Origin of the sequence: Phenylobacterium conjunctum (assembly GCF_042679085.1) — a bacterium.
In the GTDB taxonomy this organism is placed as follows: Bacteria; Pseudomonadota; Alphaproteobacteria; order Caulobacterales; family Caulobacteraceae; genus Phenylobacterium; species Phenylobacterium conjunctum.
In genome coordinates this window covers 1-18,959 of the sequence record NZ_JBHTLQ010000061.1, presented here as the reverse complement: position 1 = coordinate 18,959, position 18,959 = coordinate 1, and the positions used below count along the sequence as shown (strand labels likewise).

17 protein-coding genes are annotated in these 18,959 nt (G+C 70.4%); 8 read left to right on the top strand and 9 right to left on the bottom strand.

Annotated features, from left to right (window positions below; genetic code table 11):
- The coding region (locus ACFQ27_RS18185; RefSeq protein ID WP_377354586.1) for an OmpA family protein at nucleotides 1-292 on the bottom strand (292 nt) is incomplete at its 3' end.
- Between the two features lie 118 nt (nucleotides 293-410).
- Between ACFQ27_RS18185 and ACFQ27_RS18180 the strand changes: the two genes are divergently transcribed.
- Genes ACFQ27_RS18180 through ACFQ27_RS18170 form a run of 3 tightly spaced genes read left to right on the top strand, consistent with a single transcriptional unit; the run spans nucleotide 411 to nucleotide 2,400 of the window.
- Nucleotides 411-764, top strand: coding sequence for a hypothetical protein (locus tag ACFQ27_RS18180; protein WP_374346003.1), 354 nt, complete (start codon nucleotides 411-413; stop codon nucleotides 762-764).
- A complete protein-coding gene (locus tag ACFQ27_RS18175; protein ID WP_377354587.1) occupies nucleotides 761-1,624 on the top strand; it encodes a diacylglycerol/lipid kinase family protein in 864 nt (287 codons plus the stop codon). Before ACFQ27_RS18180 ends, ACFQ27_RS18175 begins: the two co-directional genes overlap by 4 nt.
- Nucleotides 1,621-2,400, top strand: a complete 780-nt coding sequence (locus ACFQ27_RS18170; RefSeq protein ID WP_377354585.1) for a metallophosphoesterase family protein — start codon at nucleotides 1,621-1,623, stop codon at nucleotides 2,398-2,400. Before ACFQ27_RS18175 ends, ACFQ27_RS18170 begins: the two co-directional genes overlap by 4 nt.
- Before the next feature lie 56 nt (nucleotides 2,401-2,456).
- On the opposite strand, the gene ACFQ27_RS18165 is transcribed toward ACFQ27_RS18170, so the two are convergent.
- From ACFQ27_RS18165 to ACFQ27_RS18150, 4 genes are all read right to left on the bottom strand, one after another.
- Nucleotides 2,457-2,627, bottom strand: a complete 171-nt coding sequence (locus tag ACFQ27_RS18165; RefSeq protein WP_377354584.1) for a DUF1328 domain-containing protein — start codon at nucleotides 2,625-2,627, stop codon at nucleotides 2,457-2,459.
- 26 nt (nucleotides 2,628-2,653) lie between these two features.
- A complete protein-coding gene (locus tag ACFQ27_RS18160) occupies nucleotides 2,654-3,325 on the bottom strand; it encodes a superoxide dismutase (RefSeq protein WP_374346006.1) in 672 nt (223 codons plus the stop codon).
- 81 nt (nucleotides 3,326-3,406) lie between these two features.
- Nucleotides 3,407-3,799, bottom strand: coding sequence for a hypothetical protein (locus ACFQ27_RS18155; RefSeq protein WP_374346007.1), 393 nt, complete (start codon nucleotides 3,797-3,799; stop codon nucleotides 3,407-3,409).
- Nucleotides 3,796-4,119, bottom strand: a complete 324-nt coding sequence (locus ACFQ27_RS18150; RefSeq protein WP_374346008.1) for a glycine zipper domain-containing protein — start codon at nucleotides 4,117-4,119, stop codon at nucleotides 3,796-3,798. The genes ACFQ27_RS18155 and ACFQ27_RS18150 overlap by 4 nt, the downstream gene beginning before the upstream one ends.
- Before the next feature lie 184 nt (nucleotides 4,120-4,303).
- Here ACFQ27_RS18150 and ACFQ27_RS18145 point away from each other — a divergent pair, with 184 nt between their 5' ends.
- Complete coding sequence (locus tag ACFQ27_RS18145) at nucleotides 4,304-5,731, top strand: HWE histidine kinase domain-containing protein (protein ID WP_377354583.1); 1,428 nt, start codon at nucleotides 4,304-4,306, stop codon at nucleotides 5,729-5,731.
- Here ACFQ27_RS18145 and ACFQ27_RS18140 read toward each other — a convergent pair.
- On the bottom strand, nucleotides 5,728-6,525 hold the full coding sequence (locus ACFQ27_RS18140) for an alpha/beta fold hydrolase (protein ID WP_377354582.1): 798 nt from the start codon (nucleotides 6,523-6,525) through the stop codon (nucleotides 5,728-5,730). The genes ACFQ27_RS18145 and ACFQ27_RS18140 overlap by 4 nt on opposite strands.
- A gap of 182 nt (nucleotides 6,526-6,707) precedes the next feature.
- On the opposite strand from ACFQ27_RS18140, the gene ACFQ27_RS18135 reads away from it, so the two are divergent.
- Entirely contained in the window at nucleotides 6,708-8,387 is a 1,680-nt protein-coding gene (locus ACFQ27_RS18135) for a M10 family metallopeptidase C-terminal domain-containing protein (RefSeq protein WP_374346011.1), read from the top strand.
- Here ACFQ27_RS18135 and ACFQ27_RS18130 read toward each other — a convergent pair.
- Nucleotides 8,384-9,586: a CaiB/BaiF CoA transferase family protein gene (locus ACFQ27_RS18130; RefSeq protein WP_377354581.1), complete on the bottom strand. Its 1,203-nt coding sequence runs from the start codon at nucleotides 9,584-9,586 to the stop codon at nucleotides 8,384-8,386. The genes ACFQ27_RS18135 and ACFQ27_RS18130 overlap by 4 nt on opposite strands.
- A 94-nt stretch (nucleotides 9,587-9,680) precedes the next feature.
- Here ACFQ27_RS18130 and ACFQ27_RS18125 point away from each other — a divergent pair, with 94 nt between their 5' ends.
- The 3 genes from ACFQ27_RS18125 to ACFQ27_RS18115 all read left to right on the top strand — a co-directional run bounded on the left by ACFQ27_RS18125 (nucleotide 9,681) and on the right by ACFQ27_RS18115 (nucleotide 11,649).
- Nucleotides 9,681-10,274 carry a DUF4142 domain-containing protein gene (locus ACFQ27_RS18125; RefSeq protein ID WP_377354580.1) on the top strand — a complete coding sequence of 198 codons (594 nt, stop codon included), beginning with the start codon at nucleotides 9,681-9,683 and terminating at the stop codon, nucleotides 10,272-10,274.
- A 77-nt stretch (nucleotides 10,275-10,351) separates the two neighbouring features.
- Nucleotides 10,352-11,032 carry a fumarylacetoacetate hydrolase family protein gene (locus ACFQ27_RS18120; RefSeq protein ID WP_377354579.1) on the top strand — a complete coding sequence of 227 codons (681 nt, stop codon included), beginning with the start codon at nucleotides 10,352-10,354 and terminating at the stop codon, nucleotides 11,030-11,032.
- Complete coding sequence (locus tag ACFQ27_RS18115; protein WP_374346015.1) at nucleotides 11,032-11,649, top strand: carbonic anhydrase; 618 nt, start codon at nucleotides 11,032-11,034, stop codon at nucleotides 11,647-11,649. Before ACFQ27_RS18120 ends, ACFQ27_RS18115 begins: the two co-directional genes overlap by 1 nt.
- Before the next feature lie 66 nt (nucleotides 11,650-11,715).
- Here ACFQ27_RS18115 and pbpC read toward each other — a convergent pair whose 3' ends face one another.
- A complete protein-coding gene (gene pbpC, locus ACFQ27_RS18110; protein ID WP_377354578.1) occupies nucleotides 11,716-13,803 on the bottom strand; it encodes a penicillin-binding protein 1C in 2,088 nt (695 codons plus the stop codon).
- A gap of 202 nt (nucleotides 13,804-14,005) precedes the next feature.
- Nucleotides 14,006-18,959, bottom strand: a 4,954-nt coding sequence (locus ACFQ27_RS18105) for an alpha-2-macroglobulin family protein (RefSeq protein WP_377354577.1), incomplete at its 5' end; no start/stop codon positions are given.

The following is an 18,959-nucleotide window of genomic DNA, read 5'->3' as shown; positions in this document are numbered from 1 at the left end:
CGCGGCTGACGGCGGCGGCGCGGGCCTGGGACAGGGCCAGGTTGGCCTGGGGCGATCCGGCCGCATCGGCCAGGCCCAGGACCTGCACGCCATCGACCCGGCAGCTGCGGGCGCCGGCTGCGGCGGTCGCGACCACAGCCAGGCCCTCGTCGGTCAGGGTGGCGGAGTCCGGCTCGAAATAGATCTGGAAGCTGGTGTCGGGACAGACCTCGGCGCGCGGATGGGGCAGCCGGGCGCAGGCGCCCAGACCGGCCAGGGCCGCCACCAGAGACAGGTTCATCCAGATGCGCATGGCTCAACCCTCCAACCTTGAGCATGAACGCCTCCCTGCGCCGGCGGTTCCCCCATGGAACCGGGGGTCAGGCTGCGCCGTTGCACCTTCACCACGCCAACGACGCACAGAGGCTCTCATGTTCTGGAACCGTCACCGGACGGCGGCCGCCGGTCCCCGCTTCTCCACCCCGCCTGTTGATCTCGAACGCGAGGTTCGCGCCGCCTATGAGCGCGGGCGCCGGGACGAACGCGCCGCCCGTAAGCGCCATCCGGTCCTGATGGCCCTGACCTTCGCCGCCGCAGCCCTGGGGGCTGTCGTCCTGGGCTTTGCGGTCAAGGAAGGCTCGTTTGAGCGCAGCGGCGACGTGGTCGACCAGGGCCTGGCGGCGGCGGCCGATCGGGCCGAACCCACCGTCCGCGACGCGGCCGGCGGCGCCGGGGCCGCCCTGCGCGGGCTTACCGAGGCCCCGAAAGCCGAGCCCGCGTCCTGAGCCCGCTTCGTCTTCGACATGTCGAGCTGATCGCCAACACCGCCTCGGGCGGCGTCGGGCCTGACGCGCCGGACCTCGCCCGTCGGATCCTGGCCGAGCACGGCCTGCGCGGCCGGGTCTGGACGCCACAGGACGGCGCCTTGCCCGATCTCCTGAAGCGCGCCGTCGACGCGGGGCCGGACCTCCTGGCCATCCTGGCCGGCGATGGCACCGCCCGGGCGGCGGCGGAATGCTGTGGGCCCGACGGCCCCCTGCTGGCGCCCTTGCCAGGCGGGACCATGAACATGCTGCCCCAGGCCATCTATGGCGACCTCGCCTGGCCCCAGGCGCTTGAGGCCGTGCTCGCCGCCGGCCAACCGCGCATGCTGGGCGGCGACGAGGTCGAGGGGCGGCTGTTCCTGGTGGCGGCCATCCTCGGCTCCCCGGCCCTTTGGGCGCCGGCCCGCGAAGCCGTCCGCAAGGGCCGGCTGGACCTGGCGCTCGGCCGTGCGCGGCGGGCCTGGGCGCGGGCCTTCAGCGGTCGTCTGCGCTATCGCCTCGACCTCGATGCGCCCGACAAGGCCGAGGCCCTGGCCTTCCTCTGTCCGCCCATCTCGCGCGCCCTGTCCGATGACGCGCAGGCCCTGGAGGCCGCGGCGCTTGATCCCAAGGGCGCGGCCGAGGCCTTCCGCCTGGGCGTCAACGCCCTCACCGGCGACTGGCGCAGGGACCCCGCAGTGCGCACCGCCCGCTGCCAGGCGGCGGCGGTTTGGGCCGCGCGCGGCCTGCCCGCCCTGCTGGACGGGGAGCCGGTGCGCCTGGCCCCTAGGGCCAGCATCCGCTGGCGGCCGAAGGTGGTGCAGGTGCTGGCGCCGGCATGATCCGCATCGCCCACCTCTCCGACATCCATTTCGGGGACGAGAACGCCGCCGCCGTGGAGGCGGCCACGGCCTGGCTCGCGGCCGATCCCCCGGACCTGACCATCGTCTCCGGCGACCTGACCCGGTTCGGCGAGAAGAACGAGTTCGCCACCGCCGCGGCCTGGCTCCGCCGCCTGCCCGAGCCCAGGCTGGTGACGCCGGGCAATCACGACGCGCCCTACCTGGCCTGGGTCCAGCGCCTGTTCCGCCCCTTCGCCCGCTATGAGGCGGTGATCGGCCCCGCCGAAGCGGTGCAGTGGCTGGGCCAGGGTCTGGCCGTCTATGGCCTGAACACCGCCCGTGGGGTCCAGCCCCGGGCCAACTGGTCCAAGGGCCAGATCTCTGCGCGCCAGGTGGACGCCGCCCTGGCCTGGTTCGCCAAGGCCCCCACCGACTGGGCCCGCATCCTGGTGGTCCATCATCCGCTGGTCGAGATGATCGGCGCGCCCATGACGGGCCGCGTCTGGGGCGGGGCGGCCGCCGCCGCGCGCCTGGCGCAGGCCGGGATAGCCATGGTCCTGTCGGGCCACGTCCACGCCCCGTTCCTGCTGCCCTTTCCGCAGGGCCGCATGGCCGCGGTCGGCGCCGGCACCTTGTCGGTGCGCGAGCGGGGCGTGCCTGCGAGCTTCAACCTGATCGAGATCGACGAAGCCGAGATTCGGGTGTCCGCCCTGGCCTGGACCGGAACGCGGTTCGAGCCCTTTCGCGCCTGGGGTCACACCCGCGGCCGGACATGAAGACGCCTCCGGGATCGCTCCCGGAGGCGTGCTCAGTCTTGTTGCGGTTGCGTCGGCTAGACCGCCCGGCCTCGCATCATGTGCGAGATCAGGCTGACCACGAACAGCACCAGGAAGACGAGGAACAGGATCTTGGCGACCCCGATCGCGGCGCCCGCGATACCGGTGAAGCCCAGAAGCCCGGCGATGAGGGCGACCACAAGGAAGGTCAGGGCCCAGCTCAACATGTTGGCTCTCCTAGGGAATTGACGACCTAGACAGAACGCTCACGCTTCTCCCCCGTTCCGTCGTCCTGGGGCTCCGGATAGCGCCAGGCCGGGCCGGAGCCTTGCGCCGCCGCTAGCTGGGCGCTCGCGAAGCTCCAGTTGGGCAGGGCGTCGAACCAGGCCTCCAGGAAGCCCTTCCGGTTGTTCTGATGGTCCAGATAGTAGGCGTGCTCCCAAAGATCACAGACCAGGAGCGGGGTGACGCCTTCCCGCGCCGCCAGGGTCTCGCCGTCGTGGGTGGTGTCGATGACAAGCCCGTCGGCCTTGGCTGCGAGCCAGACCCAGCCCGAGCCGAAATGGGTCGCGCCAGCCTCCACGAACTGGGTCTTGAGGCTCGCCAGATCGCCAAAGGCCTCGGTGATCGCCTGGGCCAGGGCGGCCTGGGGCGGCTGTCCGCGCGGGGTCATGGCCTCCCAGAAGAAGGCGTGGTTCCAGGCCTGGCCGGCGTTGTTGAACAGCTTGCGATGCGCCGCCTCGTCCCGCACTTGGCCGATCAGCGCCTCAAGGCTGGGCGGCGACCAGCCGTCCTTGGCCAGCAGGCCGTTCAGCGTGTCCACATAGGCCTTGTGGTGCTTGTCGTGGTGCAGGTGCATGGTCGCGCGCGAGATCACAGGCTCGAGCGCGGCGTGGTCGTAGGGCAGGTCGGGAAGCTGGAACATGCCGGGTCTCCGGTTGGGCGCGAGGGTGCGCACCCTGGAAAACCCGGCCGGGCCTCTTTGGTTCAGGCCGGCTTGGTTCGATTACTTCTTCGGTCCATTGGCCTTGGAGGCCATGAAGGCGCCGACGATCGCGGCGGTGATCTTCGGGTTCTTCAGCGCCACGGCCCCGGCGGCCAGGATGGCGCTGGCCGCGACGATGGGCTTTTCCTTGGCCAGTTCGATGAGCTTGGCCGTCAGGTCCTTATCCGCCGACGCCTTGCGGCGGGGCGGATTGGCGGCGAGCGCCGCGCCGAGACCGCCAAGGGCGATCAGCAGGGCTGCGGCCGCGCACACCGAGGCCGAGGCCCAGGCCGGGCCGATCATCGGCTTCAGCGCCGCATAGACCGCGAAGGCCGCGGCCACGACGCCCACCGCCGCCGCCGCCGCAAGGGCGGAGACGGCGCAGGCGCCGAGAATGACCTTCTTCAGGATCAACGGTTGCGACCGCCGGACAGCAGCAGGCCGACCAGCAGGCCGACGCCGAGGGCGGCGCCCGCCGCGAGCAGGGGGCGTTCGCGGATCTTTTCGGTGGTGTAGCGCTGGGCCTCGTCCAGGTGCTGGCCGGCGGTGTCGGTATAGGTGCGGCTCTGGGCGCGGACCTGCTCCATGCCTTCGGACACGACCTTCTCAAAGCGCTTGGCGGCTTCCGAGAAGCTCTTCTCCGCCTGAGCGGCGATCTGGGTGGCGGCTTCGGCGACCGAGCTGGCCGCGGCCTTGGCTTCGCTGGCGGCCTTGTCGACGGCGTTGGCGGGCATTTGGATTCTCCAGAAGCGTGAGGCAAGGGGGTCTTGCTGGCCGTGGGGGAGCACAGCCTCAACCCTCATATAATAGGCTGGTTCCCAAAAGGTGGCAAAGCTTGGCCTCGAGCCGCGAATATTCTTCGACTTGTGTCCGTGAGCCCCTATCGCCTCGGCGCGAACATGGGCCTATGTTCGCCTTATGCCCAGCTCGGCCGTGGATCACAGCCTTGAAGCCAAGCGCCTCGAGCTCGCGCTGAATGCTGCGCGCCTGGGCGAATTCGAATGGGATATCGAACAGGACCTGCTTCGGGTCAGCGAGCGGATGGCCGCGATCACCGGCCTGCCCGCGGGCGCGCTCAAGGGCGGCGGCGGGGATGCGATCTACAGCTTCGTGCACCTTGAGGATCGCGCGGCGGTGCGCGCCGCGGTCGAGGAAAGCCTGCGGGCCGAAGGCCGCTACGAGGCCGAGTTCCGGCTCGCCGGCGAACCCGGCCGGCCGGATCTTTGGCTTCGCTCCAGCGGCGACGTGGTGCGCAACGAGGGCGGCAAGCCCCAGGCGATCTGCGGCGTCATCCAGGACATCACCCAGCGCAAGGCCGAGGAAGACCAGCGCCAGACCCTGATGGCCGAGCTGGACCACCGGGTGAAGAACGTGCTCGCCGCCGTCCAGACCCTGGCCCAGCAGACCGCCAAGCGCACCACCTCGCTGGAAAGCTTCCTCAGCACCTTCGCCGGCCGGCTGAAGTCCATGGCCTCGGCCAACGAGCTGCTCACCGCCGCCCGCTGGCGCGGCGCGGCCATCGCCCACCTGGCGGCCGCCGAGCTGGGGGGCATCGCGCCGGGCCAGACCCGCTGGGAAGGCCCGGAACTGTTCCTGACGCCCAGGGCCGCCAACGCCCTGTCTCTGGCCCTGCACGAACTGGCCACCAACGCCCTGAAATTCGGCGCCCTGTCCAGCGAGCACGGTCGGGTCAATGTCCGGTGGCATCGCCGGCCTGGCGACGGATTCGAGCTGACCTGGACCGAGAGCGGCGGGCCTACCGTCCAGCCGCCCAAGCGGCTCGGTTTCGGCTCCACTCTGCTGGAACAGGTCACCGGCCGCGAGCTGAACGGTGAGGTGCGGATCGAGTATCCTGCCTCGGGCGTACGCGTTGTGCTGTCCGCCGGTGACCAAGCGGTGGTCGAGCGCCCGGACACCGTCCCCGCCGCCCCGGCCGCCCGCGCCGCCGCCCCCATCGTCACCGACATCGAAGACGCCGACCTGGGCGGCGCCCGGGTGCTGATCGTCGAGGACGCCGTTCTGCTGGCCATGGAGCTGGAGACCGGCCTGTCCGACGCCGGCGCCGAGGTGATCGGCCCGGCCTATGAGCTGGAAGAGGCTATGGCCCTGCTGGACCAGCCGGTGGACGCCGCCGTCCTGGACGCCAACCTGAACGGCCGCTCGGTGACCCCGGTGGCCGAGCTGCTGGCCGCTCGTGGCGTGCCCTTCGTCTTCGCCACCGGCTATGGCGACACAGGCGGGGCGCCCGGTGGCTTCGATGCGCCGATCATCCGCAAGCCCTATGACGTGACCCAGGTCGCCGCCGCGGTCGCCGGTCTCCTGGCCGGGCGCCGCGCCCGAAGCTAGGCTTTCAGAAACTCGATCATCGCCGGGACCGCCGTGCGGTCCTGGATCATGAACAGGTGGCCGCCCTTGAAGAAGCGCAAGGTCGAGCCGGGGATCTGCATCGCCAGGTTCAGCTGGGTCTCCGGCAGGGCGACCCCGTCATAGCGGCCGGCCGCGATCAGGGTCGGGACGGCGATCTGGGGCAGCCGCTCCCAGGTGTCGTGATGCGAGCGGGCCTCAAGCTGACGCCAGGCGCCGTGCTCGCGGCCGGGTTCGCCGGCGAAGGGATCCGTCGCGCTCATCTGCACCAGCTGTTCGTAGAGCTCTGGATTGGCCTTGGCCCAGGCCTCGTCCCGGCGGGTGTCGGAAAAGGCCATCAGGTGGCGGGCGCGCGCCTCGCCCTTCAGGTGGTCAATCTCGTGGAACGGGAACGAGGCGCCTCCGGCCCCGCCTGGCGATGTGCAGGCCAGCACCAGGCGCCGGACCTTCTGCGGATGCCGCAGCACCAGTTCCTGGGCCACCATCCCGCCGAAAGAGACCCCGACCACCAGGGCGCTGTCCCAGCCCACATGGTCCATCAGGGCGGCGGCGTCGTCGGCGTATTGGGCCATGCTGTAGGCGACATCGGGCTTGTCGGTCTGGCCCAGGCCCCGCTGGTCGAAGGCCAGGAGATCGAAGGCCTGACCCAGTCCCCCGTCGAACACATTGGGCTTCACCCGCAGGTCGCCGCCGGTGCCCGAGATGAACAGCAGCGGCTCACCTGCGCCGGCGCGCTCATAGTACATGTTCAGATCGGGAAGGGCGGCGAAGGGCATGGGACGGCTTTCGTGACGGACCACCCCATGATGCGTCGGGCCGAGCGTCAGGGCCAGATTTCATCGCGACGGCGCAGTTCGCGTCGCCCATAAGATGATGGCGGCGTCTTGTTCCCTTGGGGCGCGAGTCGTAGTCACTTTGTTAGCAAGCCCCGGTTTCAGATCGCGGGGAAGGAGTCGCCATGTCCGCCCAGATCACGCCCGCCGCCGGCCTGTATGACCTGAACGAAAGCGCCGCGCCGCTGGGCTTCCTGAACGCGGACGCGCGTGAGAACACGACGGCCAACGGCAAGACCAGCTACACGATCGCCCAGGCGGCCAACCAGCTCACCGGGGGCGAGCCGGGCTGGACGCCCTTCGGCGTTCCCGCGACGATCACCTACGGCTTCCGCGCCACGGCGCCGGACACCATGCCGTCGGACACCACCGACTTCTCGCGCTTCAACACCGCCCAGATCACCCAGGCCGAACAGGCCCTGACCGCCTGGTCCGACGTGGCCAACATCCGCTTCTCCCGGGTCGGGTTCGGCTCGAGCGGTGACGCCGCCTACACCGACCAGGCCACCATGCTGTTCGCCAACTATGGCTCTGGCGAAAGCGGCTCGGCGGCCTTCGCCTACTTCCCCGGCTCCTACCTCGCCACCGCCAAGGCCGGCGATGTCTGGACCAATGTCAGCAAGAGCTACAACGCCGCCCCGACCGGCTCCAACTATGGCGGCCAGGTCCTGGTGCATGAGATCGGCCATACCCTGGGCCTCGGTCACCCGTCCGACTACGACTCCACCTCAGGGTCTGATTTCACCTATGCGGCCAACGCCAGCTATTACGAGGACAGCCGCCAGTACACGGTGATGAGCTATTTCGACGAGGACGAGACCGGGGGCTATTTCGGCCCCAACTACGGTGCGACCCCGATGCTCGATGACATCGCCGCGGCCCAGCTGCTCTATGGCGCCAACATGACCACCCGCACCGGCGACACGGTCTATGGCTTCAACTCCAACGCCGGGCGGACCTGGTTCGACGCCAATGTCGGCCGGATGGTCACCGCCGTGTGGGACGCCGGCGGCAACGACACCTTCGACTTCTCCGGCTACACCAACAACCAGACCATCGACCTGCGCCAGGGCAACTTCTCCAGCGTGGGCGGCCTCGTCGGCAACGTCGCTGTGGCCAAGGGCGCGGACATCGAGAACGCCATCGGCGGCACGGGCGCGGACACCCTGTGGGGCAACGGGCTCAACAATGTGCTGCGGGGCGGCGGCGGCGCGGACAGCGTCAGCGGCGGCGCCGGCGCCGACACCCTGGTCGAAACCTCGGGCTCGAACGTGCTGCGCGGCGACGAGGGCGACGACCAGATCAGCGGTGGATCGGACTTCGACGACATCAACGGCAACATGGGCAATGACACCGCTCATGGGAACGCCGGGGACGACTGGGTCGTCGGCGGCAAGAACGAGGACCTGCTCTATGGCGACGCCGGATCCGACATCGTCTACGGCAACCTCGGCAATGACACGGTCTATGGCGGCGACGGCAATGATGTCGTCCGGGGCGGCCAGGGCGACGACAGTGTCGTGGGCGACACCGGCGACGACCTGCTCTGGGGCGACCGCGGCAATGACACGATCGCCGGCGGCGCCGGCGCCGACCGATTCAGCTTCTTCTCAGGCGCCGGGAACGACCGGATCACCGACTTCAGCTACGCCCAGGGCGATCGGGTGGTGATCGAGGGCGGCGCGACCTATTCCATCACCCAGCAGGGCGCGGATGTGGTGGTGACCCTGACGAGCGGAGACACGCTGGTGGTGGCCAGCGTCACCGCGGCCAGCCTGCCCGCCGGCTGGATCCTGGCCGGCTAGACGATCCCCCGGGCCCTGAGGTCGGCGATCTTGTCGACCGACAGGCCCAGTTCGCCCAGCACCTGATCGGTGTGTTCGCCCAGGGCCGGACCCGGCCAACGGACCTGGCCGGGGGTCTCTGACAGGCGCGGGAAGGCGTTCTGCATCTTGATGCGGCCGAACACCGGGTGGTCGGTCTCCACGATCGCGCCGCGGGCCTGGTACTGTGGGTCTTCCAGCATGTCGGGGGCGCGGAACACCCGGCCAGACGGGATACCCTTTTCCTCCAGCAGGGCCAGCAGGTCGGCCAGCTTCCAGGTGCGGGTCCAGGCGGCGATGATCTGGTCGAGCTCGGCCTGGTTGGTCCCGCGGGCGGCATGGCTGACGAACTTCGGATCAGCGGCCAGGTCGGGCCGGCCCATCACTTCGCACAGGCGGGCGAAGACATTGTCGCCGTTGCCGCCGATCAGGATCACCTCGTCGCCCTGGCAGGGATAGACATTCGACGGGGCGATGCCGGGCAGGATCGAGCCCGAGCGCTCGCGGACATAGCCGGTCAGGTCGTACTCGGTGACCAGGTTCTCCATGACCGCCAGGACGCTCTCGAACAGGGCGGCGTCGATCACCTGGCCGCGCCCGGTGCGGGTGCGGGCGTGCAGGGCCATGGTGATCCCCATGAAGGCGTGCATGGCCGTCAGGCTGTCGCCGATGGAGATGCCGGCGCGGGCCGGCGGGCGGTCGGGTTCGCCGGTGACATGCCGCAGACCGCCCATGGCCTCGCCGATCAGGCCGTAGCCGGCGCGCTGGGCGTAGGGGCCGGTCTGACCGAAGCCAGAGATGCGGGCCATGATCAGGCGCGGATTGCGCGCCGACAGGGCCGCATAGTCCATGCCCCACTTCTCCATGGTCCCAGGCCGGAAGTTCTCGATCAGGATGTCGGCCCCGGCGATCAGGTCGGCGGCGATGGCGCGGCCCTCCGGCGTGCGCAGGTCCAGGCCCACCGAGCGCTTGTTGCGCCCGATCACCGGCCACCAGGGCGACAGACCCTTGGGCAGGCTGCGGCCCCATTGGCGCATGGGATCGCCGGTCTTGGGATCCTCGATCTTGACCACGTCGGCGCCGAAGTCGCCTAGGATCTGGCCGCAGAAGGGACCGGCGATCAGGGTGCCCATCTCGATGACCTTCAGGTCCGACAAGGCGCCTTCAGAGAGCGGGGTCATGCGGGGGCTCCGGAACAGATCACGGCGGCGTGAGTTTCACATCCAAGGGCGACCTTGGAGCCGTCCTCACCCACCGTTTGTCAAGGAACTTAACATGTCTCGGACCCTGCTGATCGCGGGGGCGGCCGTCTGCGCCCTGTCGCTCGCCGCCTGCAACAAGAAGACCGAAACCGAAGGCGCCGCGACGCCGGCCGAACAGGCCATGACGCCGGACGCCAACCCCGCCGCCACTGTCCCGACCCCGTCGGACGAGACCGCCGCCCCGACCTTCGTCGAGAAGGCCGCCATGAGCGACATGTTCGAGATCTCGGCGGCCAAGCTGGCCCTGACCCGCGCCTCGAACCAGCAGGTCAAGAAGTTCGCCCAGGAGATGATCGACGCCCACACCGCGACGACCAATGACCTGACCAAGGCGATTGGCGAGTCCGGCCAGTCCCTGACCCCGCCCGCGGCCCTGAACAAGGACCTGCAGGACAAGCTGGACGACCTGACCAAGGCCGACGCCAAGGACTTCGACAAGGCCTACATGGACGGCCAGGTCGACGCCCACCAGAGCGCCCTGAACCTGCTGCAGCGCTACGCCGAGGACGGCGACGTCGCCGCGATCAAGGCCTTCGCCGCGGCCACCGCGCCCAAGGTCCAGAAGCACCTGGACCTGGCCAAGACCCTGCGCGACGGCCTCAAATAGGTGTGATGCCCTGCCCCTGCGGACCGTCGTAGGGGCAGGGGTTCACAAGCCTGCTGCGCGGGCGTAAGGCGGCCCCTATGGCCAGCTATGTCATTGATCCGCCCGCGCCTGTCGCCGTGCCCGTCGAGGGCGAGACCGCGCTGTTTCCGGTGCGCCGGATCCTCTGTGTCGGGCGGAACTACGCCGCGCACCGTCGGGAGATGGGCGGCGACGACCGCGATCCGCCGTTCTTCTTCGCCAAGCCCGCGGACGCCATCGTGCTGCCGGGCGCGGACGTTCCCTATCCGCCGAAGACCGGCAACCTGCACCACGAGATCGAGCTTGTCGTGGCCCTGAAGGGCGGCGGCGCCGACCTGACGCCGGAGGCGGCGCTCAACCTGGTGTTCGGCTATGCCGTGGGCGTGGACCTGACCCGGCGCGACCTGCAGAACGCCGCCAAGGACAAGGGCCATCCCTGGGAAGCCGGCAAGGCGTTCGACGCCTCCGCGCCGATCTCGGCGATCCGCAAGTGGGACGCAGCGCCGCCGCAGGGCCGTATCGCCGTGTCCGTGAACGGCGCGGTGAAGCAGGACGCGACCGTGGCCGACATGATCTGGAACGTGGCCGAGATCATCGCCGAGGCCTCCAAGCTGTGGACCCTGGCGGCCGGCGACCTGATCTATACCGGAACCCCGGAAGGGGTCGGACCGCTGAAGCCCGGCGACCTGGTCGAGGGCGAGGTCGAGGGCGTGGGCCAAATCCGTTTCAAGGTGATCTGATGCTCGAAGACCTGAAGGCCAACAACCGCCGCTGGGCGGCCGGCAAGCTGTCCGTCGATCCCGGCTTCTTCAAGCGCCTGGAAGGCCAGCAGAGCCCGGAATACCTGTGGATCGGCTGCTCGGACAGCCGCGTGCCGGCCAACGAGATCGTGGACCTGGATCCCGGCGAGCTGTTCGTGCACCGCAATGTGGCGAACCTCGCGCCGCCGCAGGACGCCAACTATCTGTCCGTGCTGCAGTTCGCCGTGGATGTGCTGAAGGTGAAGCACATCATGGTGGTCGGACACTATGGCTGCGGCGGCGTGGCCGCGGCGGTGGACGGCCAGCGGCGGGGGCTGGTGGACCACTGGCTGCATCCCATCCGCGAGGTCTATGCGGCGCACCGTGACGAGCTGGAGGCCCTGGACGAGGGCCGCGCGCGAACCGATCGGCTGTGCGAGCTGAACGTGATCCAGCAGGTGAAGAACGTGGCCTCGGACGTGTTCGTCCAGGACGCCTGGGCGCGGGGCCAGAGCCTGTGCGTGCACGGCTGGGTCTATTCGATCTCCAACGGCCTGATCACCGACCTCAATGTGGCGGTGGCGGACCAGGTGGGCCTGGACGCGTTGAAGGCCTGATTTAGGCACTTGTTACAGTGGTGTTGGAACCCTGTGGCAAATCAGAAATTAGGCAAATAAAATCAGCTAGTTGATGCCTGGCGCGGCCTTGATTCTGACCTTCGCCTGGGCCTTGCGGCCTTGGGCGTCGACGACGGACAGCTTGTAGAAGCCGGGGCTGTCCGGGCGCCAGATGGCGCGGCCGCTGACGGGATCGCGGTCGATGGGCTCGCCGTTCACATACCAGCTCAAGTCCTCGCCGCCGGCGGCCAGGGCCAGGCCGCGGGCCTTTCGCCCGAAGGCCTCCACCTGCACGGTCGCGCCGTCGGGCGGGAAGATCAGGCGCGGGCCATCGGCCGTGGGATCCAGGCGCTTCAGGGCTTCGGGCGCGGCGCGGGGCGCGATGGGGCGCGGCGCCGAGGGCGGGGCGTCCAACAGGTCGGCGACATCGAACAGGAGCGGCAGGGCGGCGTCGCGACCGGTGAGGCCGCCGCGCGCGCCGCCGTCGGCGCGGCCGGTCCAGACCACGATGGCGTAGCCGCCCACCACCCCCGCCGCCACCGCGTCCCGGAAGCCGTAGGAGGTGCCGGTCTTGAAGGCCATCAAGGGCCGGCCCTTGGTCAGGGGCGCAGCGGTGACCCCGGCCGGCGGCGGGGTCTCGCGCAGGATGTCCAGGATCGACTGGGCGGCCTCGGTCCGCATCAGCCGGTCGCCGCCCTGGCGGGGCCTGCGCGCCGCCTCGTCCTCCGTCCAGGCCAGGGGCTTGGCGACGCCGCCATCGCCTAAGGCCGCATAGAGCACGGCGAGGTCGCGGGCGGAGATGCCGACGCCGCCCAGCGCAATCGCCAGGCCCGGCGTGGTCACCCCCTTCTTGGGCCGCACCAGGGTGATCCCGGCCCCAGCCATGCGCGCCTCGAAGGATGAGGGGCCGACCTTTTCCAGCAGCTCGACGGCGGGGACGTTGAGGGAATGAGACAGGGCCTCGCGAGCCGTGACCTTGCCGTGGAAGACCCGGTCGAAGTTCTCCGGCTGGTAGTCGGCGAAGCGGCGGGGGGTGTCTTCGAGCTGGGTGTCCGGGGCGGCGATGCCGTCGTCGAAGGCGAAGCCATAGATGAAGGGCTTGAGGCTGGAGCCCGGGGAGCGAATGGCGCGGGTCATGTCGATCCAACCACCGGGGCGGTCGAGCCCGCCGGAGCCGACGGCGGCGCGGACGGCGCGGCTCTTGATCTCGACCACCAGGATGGCGGCGGTGTTCTCCGGGCCCTGGGCGCGGGCGGCCGCGGCCGCCAGGGGTTCGAGCCTGGCCTGCAGGCCCGCATCGAGGGTCGAGACCACCGAGGCCTGGGAGGCGGGCGCGGCGCGGGCCAACTCGCCGGCGGCGTGCCAGGCCAGGGACGGGAAGGGCGCGCGCAGGGGCAGGGGCTCGCCCTCAGCTTCGGTGGCCTCCACCTCGGTCAGGCGCCGCGCGCGGATCAGCTTGGCGAGCACGGCGTTGCGGGCGGCCCGCGCCGCTTCGGGCCGCTTGTCGGGGCGGCGCGCTTCCGGCGACTGGGGCAGGGCGATGAGCAGGGCCTGCTCGCCGTCGGTCAGGGTCTCGGGCTCATGGCCGAAATAGGACAGGCTGGCGGCGCGCACGCCCTCCAGGTTGCCGCCATAGGGGGCGAGCGTCAGGTAGAGGGCCAGGATCTCGCGCTTGGACAGCCGCCCCTCGATCTGCAGGGCGCGGATCATCTCGATCAGCTTGGAGCCGAGATTGCGCGGCCGCGGCTCCAGGAGGCGCGCGGTCTGCATGGTCAGGGTCGAGGCGCCGGAGGTCGGCCGGCCATGGACCACCGCTGAGCCGATAGCCCGGACCACGGAGAAGGGATCGACGCCCGGGTGGAGCCAGAACCGGGCGTCCTCCACGGCGACCAGGCGCTTCTGGAAGGTGGGGTCGGTGCGGGTCAGGTCGGCCCGGATCCGCCAACGCCCATCCTCCACCGGCAGGGCTCGCAGCCAGGCGCCGCGGTGGTCGAGGGCCACGGGCGAGGAGCGCACGGCCCGGCTCATGTCCGGGGGCGCGAGGGCGTCTAGGGCGAAGACGGCGGTCTCGACGGCGACGAGGGTGACGAGGCCGAGGGTGAGACGGCGGATGGTCTCCTTCTCCCCCGCCAAGGGCCCCCAACCTCCGCTCATCCCCGCGAAGGGAGGTGGGCGAATCCCTTCCTTCTCCCCTTGTGGGAGAAGGTGGCCCCGCGGAGCGGGGGCGGATGAGGGGTTTCCCTCACCCTTCCGAACCACCCGGCGAAGCCAGCCGGACAGGGGAGCGAGACCCCTCATCCGTCGGCTACGCCGACACCTTCTCCCACAAGGGGAGAAGGATACGACGGTCCTGTCATCACGGCGCCGGCGCGATGACGGTGCGGGTGGCGGCGGTGCGGGCGCCCAAGGCCGGGCGGTACATGTCCTTGGCCTGGGCGCCGGGGAGCAGGAAGTCCCCCGGCGTCACGGCGCGGGCCACGTAGGCGAAGGCGAAGTCGCCCTTGCCGGCCAGGTCCATGGCGGCCACGTAGCGGTCGTCACGGGCTTCCTGGACGTCGGCGCCGGACAATTGGCCCAGGAACCGGAACGGACCGTTCTGGGCGTCGTCAGGGCCGAGCACCGTCTCGATCTCGAAGCCGGCGGGCAGGGGATCGTCCACCACCAGGGCCATGGAGCGGGCCTGGCTGGAGCGGCCGGAGACCAGCACGATCACCCGGTCGCCCTGGCGCAGATTGGCGACGTCCGCCGCCCCGCCCGTGAAGGTGAACAGCCGCTTGGACAGGGTCACGCCATTGGCCGAGGCCGGCGGGGCCGCCACCGGCGCGCCGGTGACCGTGACCGTCCGCCAGATCGCCCCGCCATTGTTGACGAAGCGGGCGTCGGCCAGCTTGCCCACCGCCCAGCGGTTGGTCGCGCCCTGCACGGGGAAGGCGCCCGTCGCGGCGATCTTCACCGGGCCGGCGGCCTTCAGCATGTAGTGGGCGGCCTCCAGCAGACGGGCCTCTTCCTGGGTGTTGAGGGCGTCGGGATCCTTGACCGCGTTCTCCAGCCGCCCTTGCAGGCTGCGGGCGATGTCGGCCTGGCCGGATTCGTAGGCGAGCGCGATCACGGCCGCGAGGTCGCGAAGCGGGCTCTGGTACCAGTCGCTCTCGTCCTTGTAGCCCAGGGTGCGGACCGCCTGGCGCAGGGCCGAGCGGGCGCGGGCCTGGTCGCCCATGAGGGCGAGACCGGCGCCGACCTGGGCCTTGGCCAGGGGCGAGGCCTCGTTCTTCATCTGGACGTCGTGCCACCAGCGCAGGCGGGCGAGGTCGCCGCGGCCGCCCTTGGCGAGCACATAGAGGGCGTAGGCGCTGGCGCGGCTGCGCATGGCCTCCGTCGCCTTCTTGGACGCCTCCGGCGAGCCGGACCACCATTCGGGATATTCCAGACGGTACGACACCGAGGCCCAGCCGTCGGGACGGCTGATCTGGCGCATGGCCGACAGGGCCCGGTCGATCGCCTCCTGCGGCACGGGCGCGCCCATGCCCTTGGCCTCGATCAGGAAGTCGGTGGCGTAGGCGCCCAGCCAGGCGTCGGCCTCGCCGTCGCCCACCCGCCACAGGCCAAAGGCGCCGTCGAGGGTCTGGCGGTCCAGCAGCCGGCCCACGGCCCCGGCCAGGGCCGTGGTCGAGCGCTTGAGCTTGGGATCGCCGCCGACCTCGGTCGCGTAGAGCAGGGGATAGGCGGCCGAGACCGTCTGTTCCGTGCAGCCATAGGGGTATTTCGACAGGGCGTTGGCGATGGGCGCCGGGTCGAAGCCGCGGAAGGGCGAGTAGGAGACCTGCAGGCTCGCATCGCCGGCCGCCAGGCCCTTCAGATAGTCGGGCGTGGGCGTGAAGCTCTCGCCAGTCTTCTGCAGGTCGATGGTGGTGCGGGTGATCTGGCCCCAGCCCAGGCGGGTCTGGATCGGATAGTCCTTGGCGGTGGAGAAGCCGGGTCCGGAGACCTTGAAGCCCACCTTGCCGATCCCGGCCTTCATCGGGGCGTTGAACGGAATCCGCTCGGCGACCCGCTGACCGAGGATCAGCTGGAAGGCCTTCTTGAAGGGGGCCAGCACCCCGCCGTCGGCGGTGAGCTCGGCCACATATTCCCCGACCTTGCCCTCGAGATTGTGCAGCTCGAGGGTGGCGAAGGCCTTGTCGCCGGGCGCCAGGAAGCGGGGCAGGGCGAGATCGGCGACCACCGGCTCATGCACCGTGATCGGCTTGGAGGCCGAGCCGACGGCGGTGTCGGTCCAGGCCACGGCCATAAGGCGCAGTTCGCCGTTGAAGTCGGCGGCCGGCAGCTTGATCACCGCCTTGCCGTCCAGGCCGGTCTCCACCACGCCGGACCACAGGGCCACGGTCTTGATGGGGGTGACGGTCAGGCCCTCGCCGCCGATCTCGTCGCCGCCGAAATTGACATTGGCCGGCGCGCCCAGGTTCGGGTCGAGCAGGCGGCCATAGTCGTCGCGGTAGTCGAGGGTGAGCGCCCGCTTGCCGAAATAGTACTGGACCGGGTCGGGGCTCTTGAACTTGGTCAGTTGCAGGATGCCCTCGTCGACGGCGGCCAGGGTCACCCGCGCGCGCCCGCCGAAGCCGGCACCCTTGATGGTGATCGGCACCTCCAGCATGGCCTTGGAGTCGAGCTTTGGCGGGGTGTTGATCTCAACCCCCAGCTTGCGGTCCTTCGGGTCCAGCGGGACATAGATCAGGCCGAGCGCACGGCGCGGCTTGGGCGAGGCGACCGGATCGCGCGGCTGCACCACGCTGACCAGGACATAGGCCCCGCCGCCCCAGGCGCCGTTGGTCTTCAGCCGGACGGTGGTCCCGCCCGGTCCAACCGAGACGGTCTTGAGGTCGATGAGGCGGTCGGTGGCCACCGCCACCTGGGCCTCGCCGGCATAGGGCGGCTTCAAGGTGATCTCGACGGTGTCGCCTTGCGCATAGGCGTGGGTTCCGGCGCTGACGCGCACGAAGTCCGGGGCGTCCATGTCGGCGGCCGGGGCGCCCCAACCCGAGGCGAAGCGGATGACCGTCTTGGCGCCCGAGGGGCCGTAGAGTTCGAGGCGATAGTCGCCCCAGCCCAGGCGCCGGGCGAGGCGGGCCGGGTTGGCGGCGGAGACGTTCAGGGCGCCCTTCTGGACCACCACGTCACGGCTGGTGCGCCGCCACTGCCAGCGGCCGTCCTGCTGGAACCAGTCATAGTCCCAGTTCTCGGCGATCAGGCTGTAGTTGACCCCGCCCACCGCGATGCGGCGGCCGGCGGCGTCGGCGGCGATAATGTTCATGGCCACGGTGGGATCACCGGAGCCGCCGGAATCCCCCTGGTCGACCTTGACCCCCAGATAGACCGGCTTGGTCCGGACCTTGAGGTCCAGGCCTTCGCGCACCGGGCGGCCGCCGGGCTCGAACACCGAGGCCGTGAAGACGGCGGTCAGGGGCTGGGCCGTATCGCCAGCCTCACCCGCATTGACGGCGACCACCGCGCGGCCGTCGCCGTCGGTGACGGTCTGGCCGAGGTCTAGATACTTTTCCTCGAAGGGGGTGACCTGGTCGCCCCATTGATAGTCGGCGAACTGCGGGAAGGGGTTGGTGTCGGCCTTCAGTCGGGCTTCGCCCTGGGTCTGCAGGCCGGCGCCCGCCGCGCCATAGAGGAAGCGGGCGTTGATATCGACATTACGGACCTCGCCGGCCTTCAAGGGGACCTGCTCCTGGCCGGTGACGGTGACCGCCAGCCGCTGGGGCGCGAAATCCTCGACCGAGAAGCTGATCTCGCCCGCCGGCTTGTCGAGGCCGTCGATCATGACCTGGGCGGTCCAGCGGCCGCGCGGGGCCGACTTGGGCAGCACCACGTCGGCGCCGACCGAGCCTTGCGGCGCGCCGTCGAAGGCGTAGCGGCGGAACTCCACGCCGGAGGGCCGCTTGACGACGATGGCGCCCTTCCGGTTCTTCACCGCCTTGACCTCGCGGTCGCGCAAGAGGGCGTTCAGGTGGACGGTCTCGCCGGGGCGATAGATGCCGCGGTCGTCATAGAGGAAGGCGTCGACCACGCCCGCGGCCGAACGGCCGGAGGTGGAGGCGTCGTCGCCGGTGCGCCCGCCGATCCCCTGTTTCGACAGGTCCACAGGGGCGCGGTCGAGGTCGAGCACGGCCAGGTCGCCCTGGGCGCCATAGGCCATGACCATCTTGGCGTCCGCCCCGCCTTCGCCTTCCAGCAGGGCGTGGTCGAAGCGGACATGGCCGTTGGCGTCGGCCTTGGCGCTGGCCAGGTCCTCGCCGTTGCGGGCCACCAGGTTGACCACCGTGCCGGGCAGGACCTTGGCGGTCTTCAGGGAGCGGACCACCACGTCCAGGCTGTCGGAGCCGTCATAGGCCGACAGGGCCATGTCGGTGAACATCACCCAGCGGCGGGCCTGGGCCGGAGGGTTCGAATCGTAGCCGTCGTCGCTGGGCTTCACCGCGCGGCCGCCGGAGGCGTCGCGGGCCTTGATGACATAGCCGCCCGGCTTCATTTCCTTGAGCACGGCGCCCAGGGGGAAGACGGTCGTGGTGCGGACGCCCTCGCCCTCGGCCTTCACGGCGATCTCGCCCTTCCAGACGATGCGGCCGTCCTCGTCGGGGCTGTCTGAGCCGTAGTCGTAGCTGTACTCGCCTTCCGGGGTCGGATCGGGGGCGGAGATCGACTTGCGGACCAGGTTGCGGTCCACCACCCGCCAGACCTCGACATAGAGGCGGCTGACATTGACGGTCTCGATGCCGACGCCGTCGGCGTCCTCACGCGGCAGGATCACGCCGGAGCCGGCGAAGCCCACGTAAGGCGGCTTCTCGCCGAAGGTGAAGTCGACGTCGGCGTTGGCGGCCAGGGTCTCGGAGCCGCGGGCGGGCAGGCCCTTCAGAAGGGTCAGGCGGCGGTCGGCGAAGCCGGTTCCGCCCACGCAGAGCTCTGAGCCCTTCACCTGGACGGCGGGGCTGTGGCCGAGGTCGGGGGAGACCAGGACGAAGTCGGCGTAGGACTTGGCCGGGTCCAGCGGCCGGGTCATCTCCACGCACGCTCTGGGCTCGGGGCCGGAGGTGTCGATGCGCGAGCGCCAGACGGCGAAGCCCTCGGGCTTGGGGACGCCGCGGCGCGGGGCGCCTTGCCACCGCGGCTTGCCGAACAGGGACCAGCCTTGCGCGCCGGGCTCCAGATGCGCGGCGGGACCGGAGGCCGGGCCGCCAAGGCTGAGGGCGTCGAAGCCCTTGGCGGCCAGCATCCCGCCCCCGAAGGCGGCGATCACCACGGCGGCGGCC

Bases quoted from the DNA above. Each gene is read 5' to 3' on its own strand.
- ACFQ27_RS18135 (WP_374346011.1), top strand. From the start codon at position 6,708: ATGTCCGCCCAGATCACGCCCGCCGCCGGCCTGTATGACCTGAACGAA.
- ACFQ27_RS18140 (WP_377354582.1), bottom strand. From the start codon at position 6,525: ATGCCCTTCGCCGCCCTTCCCGATCTGAACATGTACTATGAGCGCGCC.
- ACFQ27_RS18120 (WP_377354579.1), top strand. From the start codon at position 10,352: ATGGCCAGCTATGTCATTGATCCGCCCGCGCCTGTCGCCGTGCCCGTC.
- ACFQ27_RS18170 (WP_377354585.1), top strand. From the start codon at position 1,621: ATGATCCGCATCGCCCACCTCTCCGACATCCATTTCGGGGACGAGAAC.
- ACFQ27_RS18160 (WP_374346006.1), bottom strand. From the start codon at position 3,325: ATGTTCCAGCTTCCCGACCTGCCCTACGACCACGCCGCGCTCGAGCCT.
- ACFQ27_RS18150 (WP_374346008.1), bottom strand. From the start codon at position 4,119: ATGCCCGCCAACGCCGTCGACAAGGCCGCCAGCGAAGCCAAGGCCGCG.
- ACFQ27_RS18180 (WP_374346003.1), top strand. From the start codon at position 411: ATGTTCTGGAACCGTCACCGGACGGCGGCCGCCGGTCCCCGCTTCTCC.
- ACFQ27_RS18145 (WP_377354583.1), top strand. From the start codon at position 4,304: ATGCCCAGCTCGGCCGTGGATCACAGCCTTGAAGCCAAGCGCCTCGAG.
- pbpC (WP_377354578.1), bottom strand. From the start codon at position 13,803: ATGAGCGGAGGTTGGGGGCCCTTGGCGGGGGAGAAGGAGACCATCCGC.
- ACFQ27_RS18125 (WP_377354580.1), top strand. From the start codon at position 9,681: ATGTCTCGGACCCTGCTGATCGCGGGGGCGGCCGTCTGCGCCCTGTCG.
- ACFQ27_RS18165 (WP_377354584.1), bottom strand. From the start codon at position 2,627: ATGTTGAGCTGGGCCCTGACCTTCCTTGTGGTCGCCCTCATCGCCGGG.
- ACFQ27_RS18115 (WP_374346015.1), top strand. From the start codon at position 11,032: ATGCTCGAAGACCTGAAGGCCAACAACCGCCGCTGGGCGGCCGGCAAG.
- ACFQ27_RS18130 (WP_377354581.1), bottom strand. From the start codon at position 9,586: ATGACCCCGCTCTCTGAAGGCGCCTTGTCGGACCTGAAGGTCATCGAG.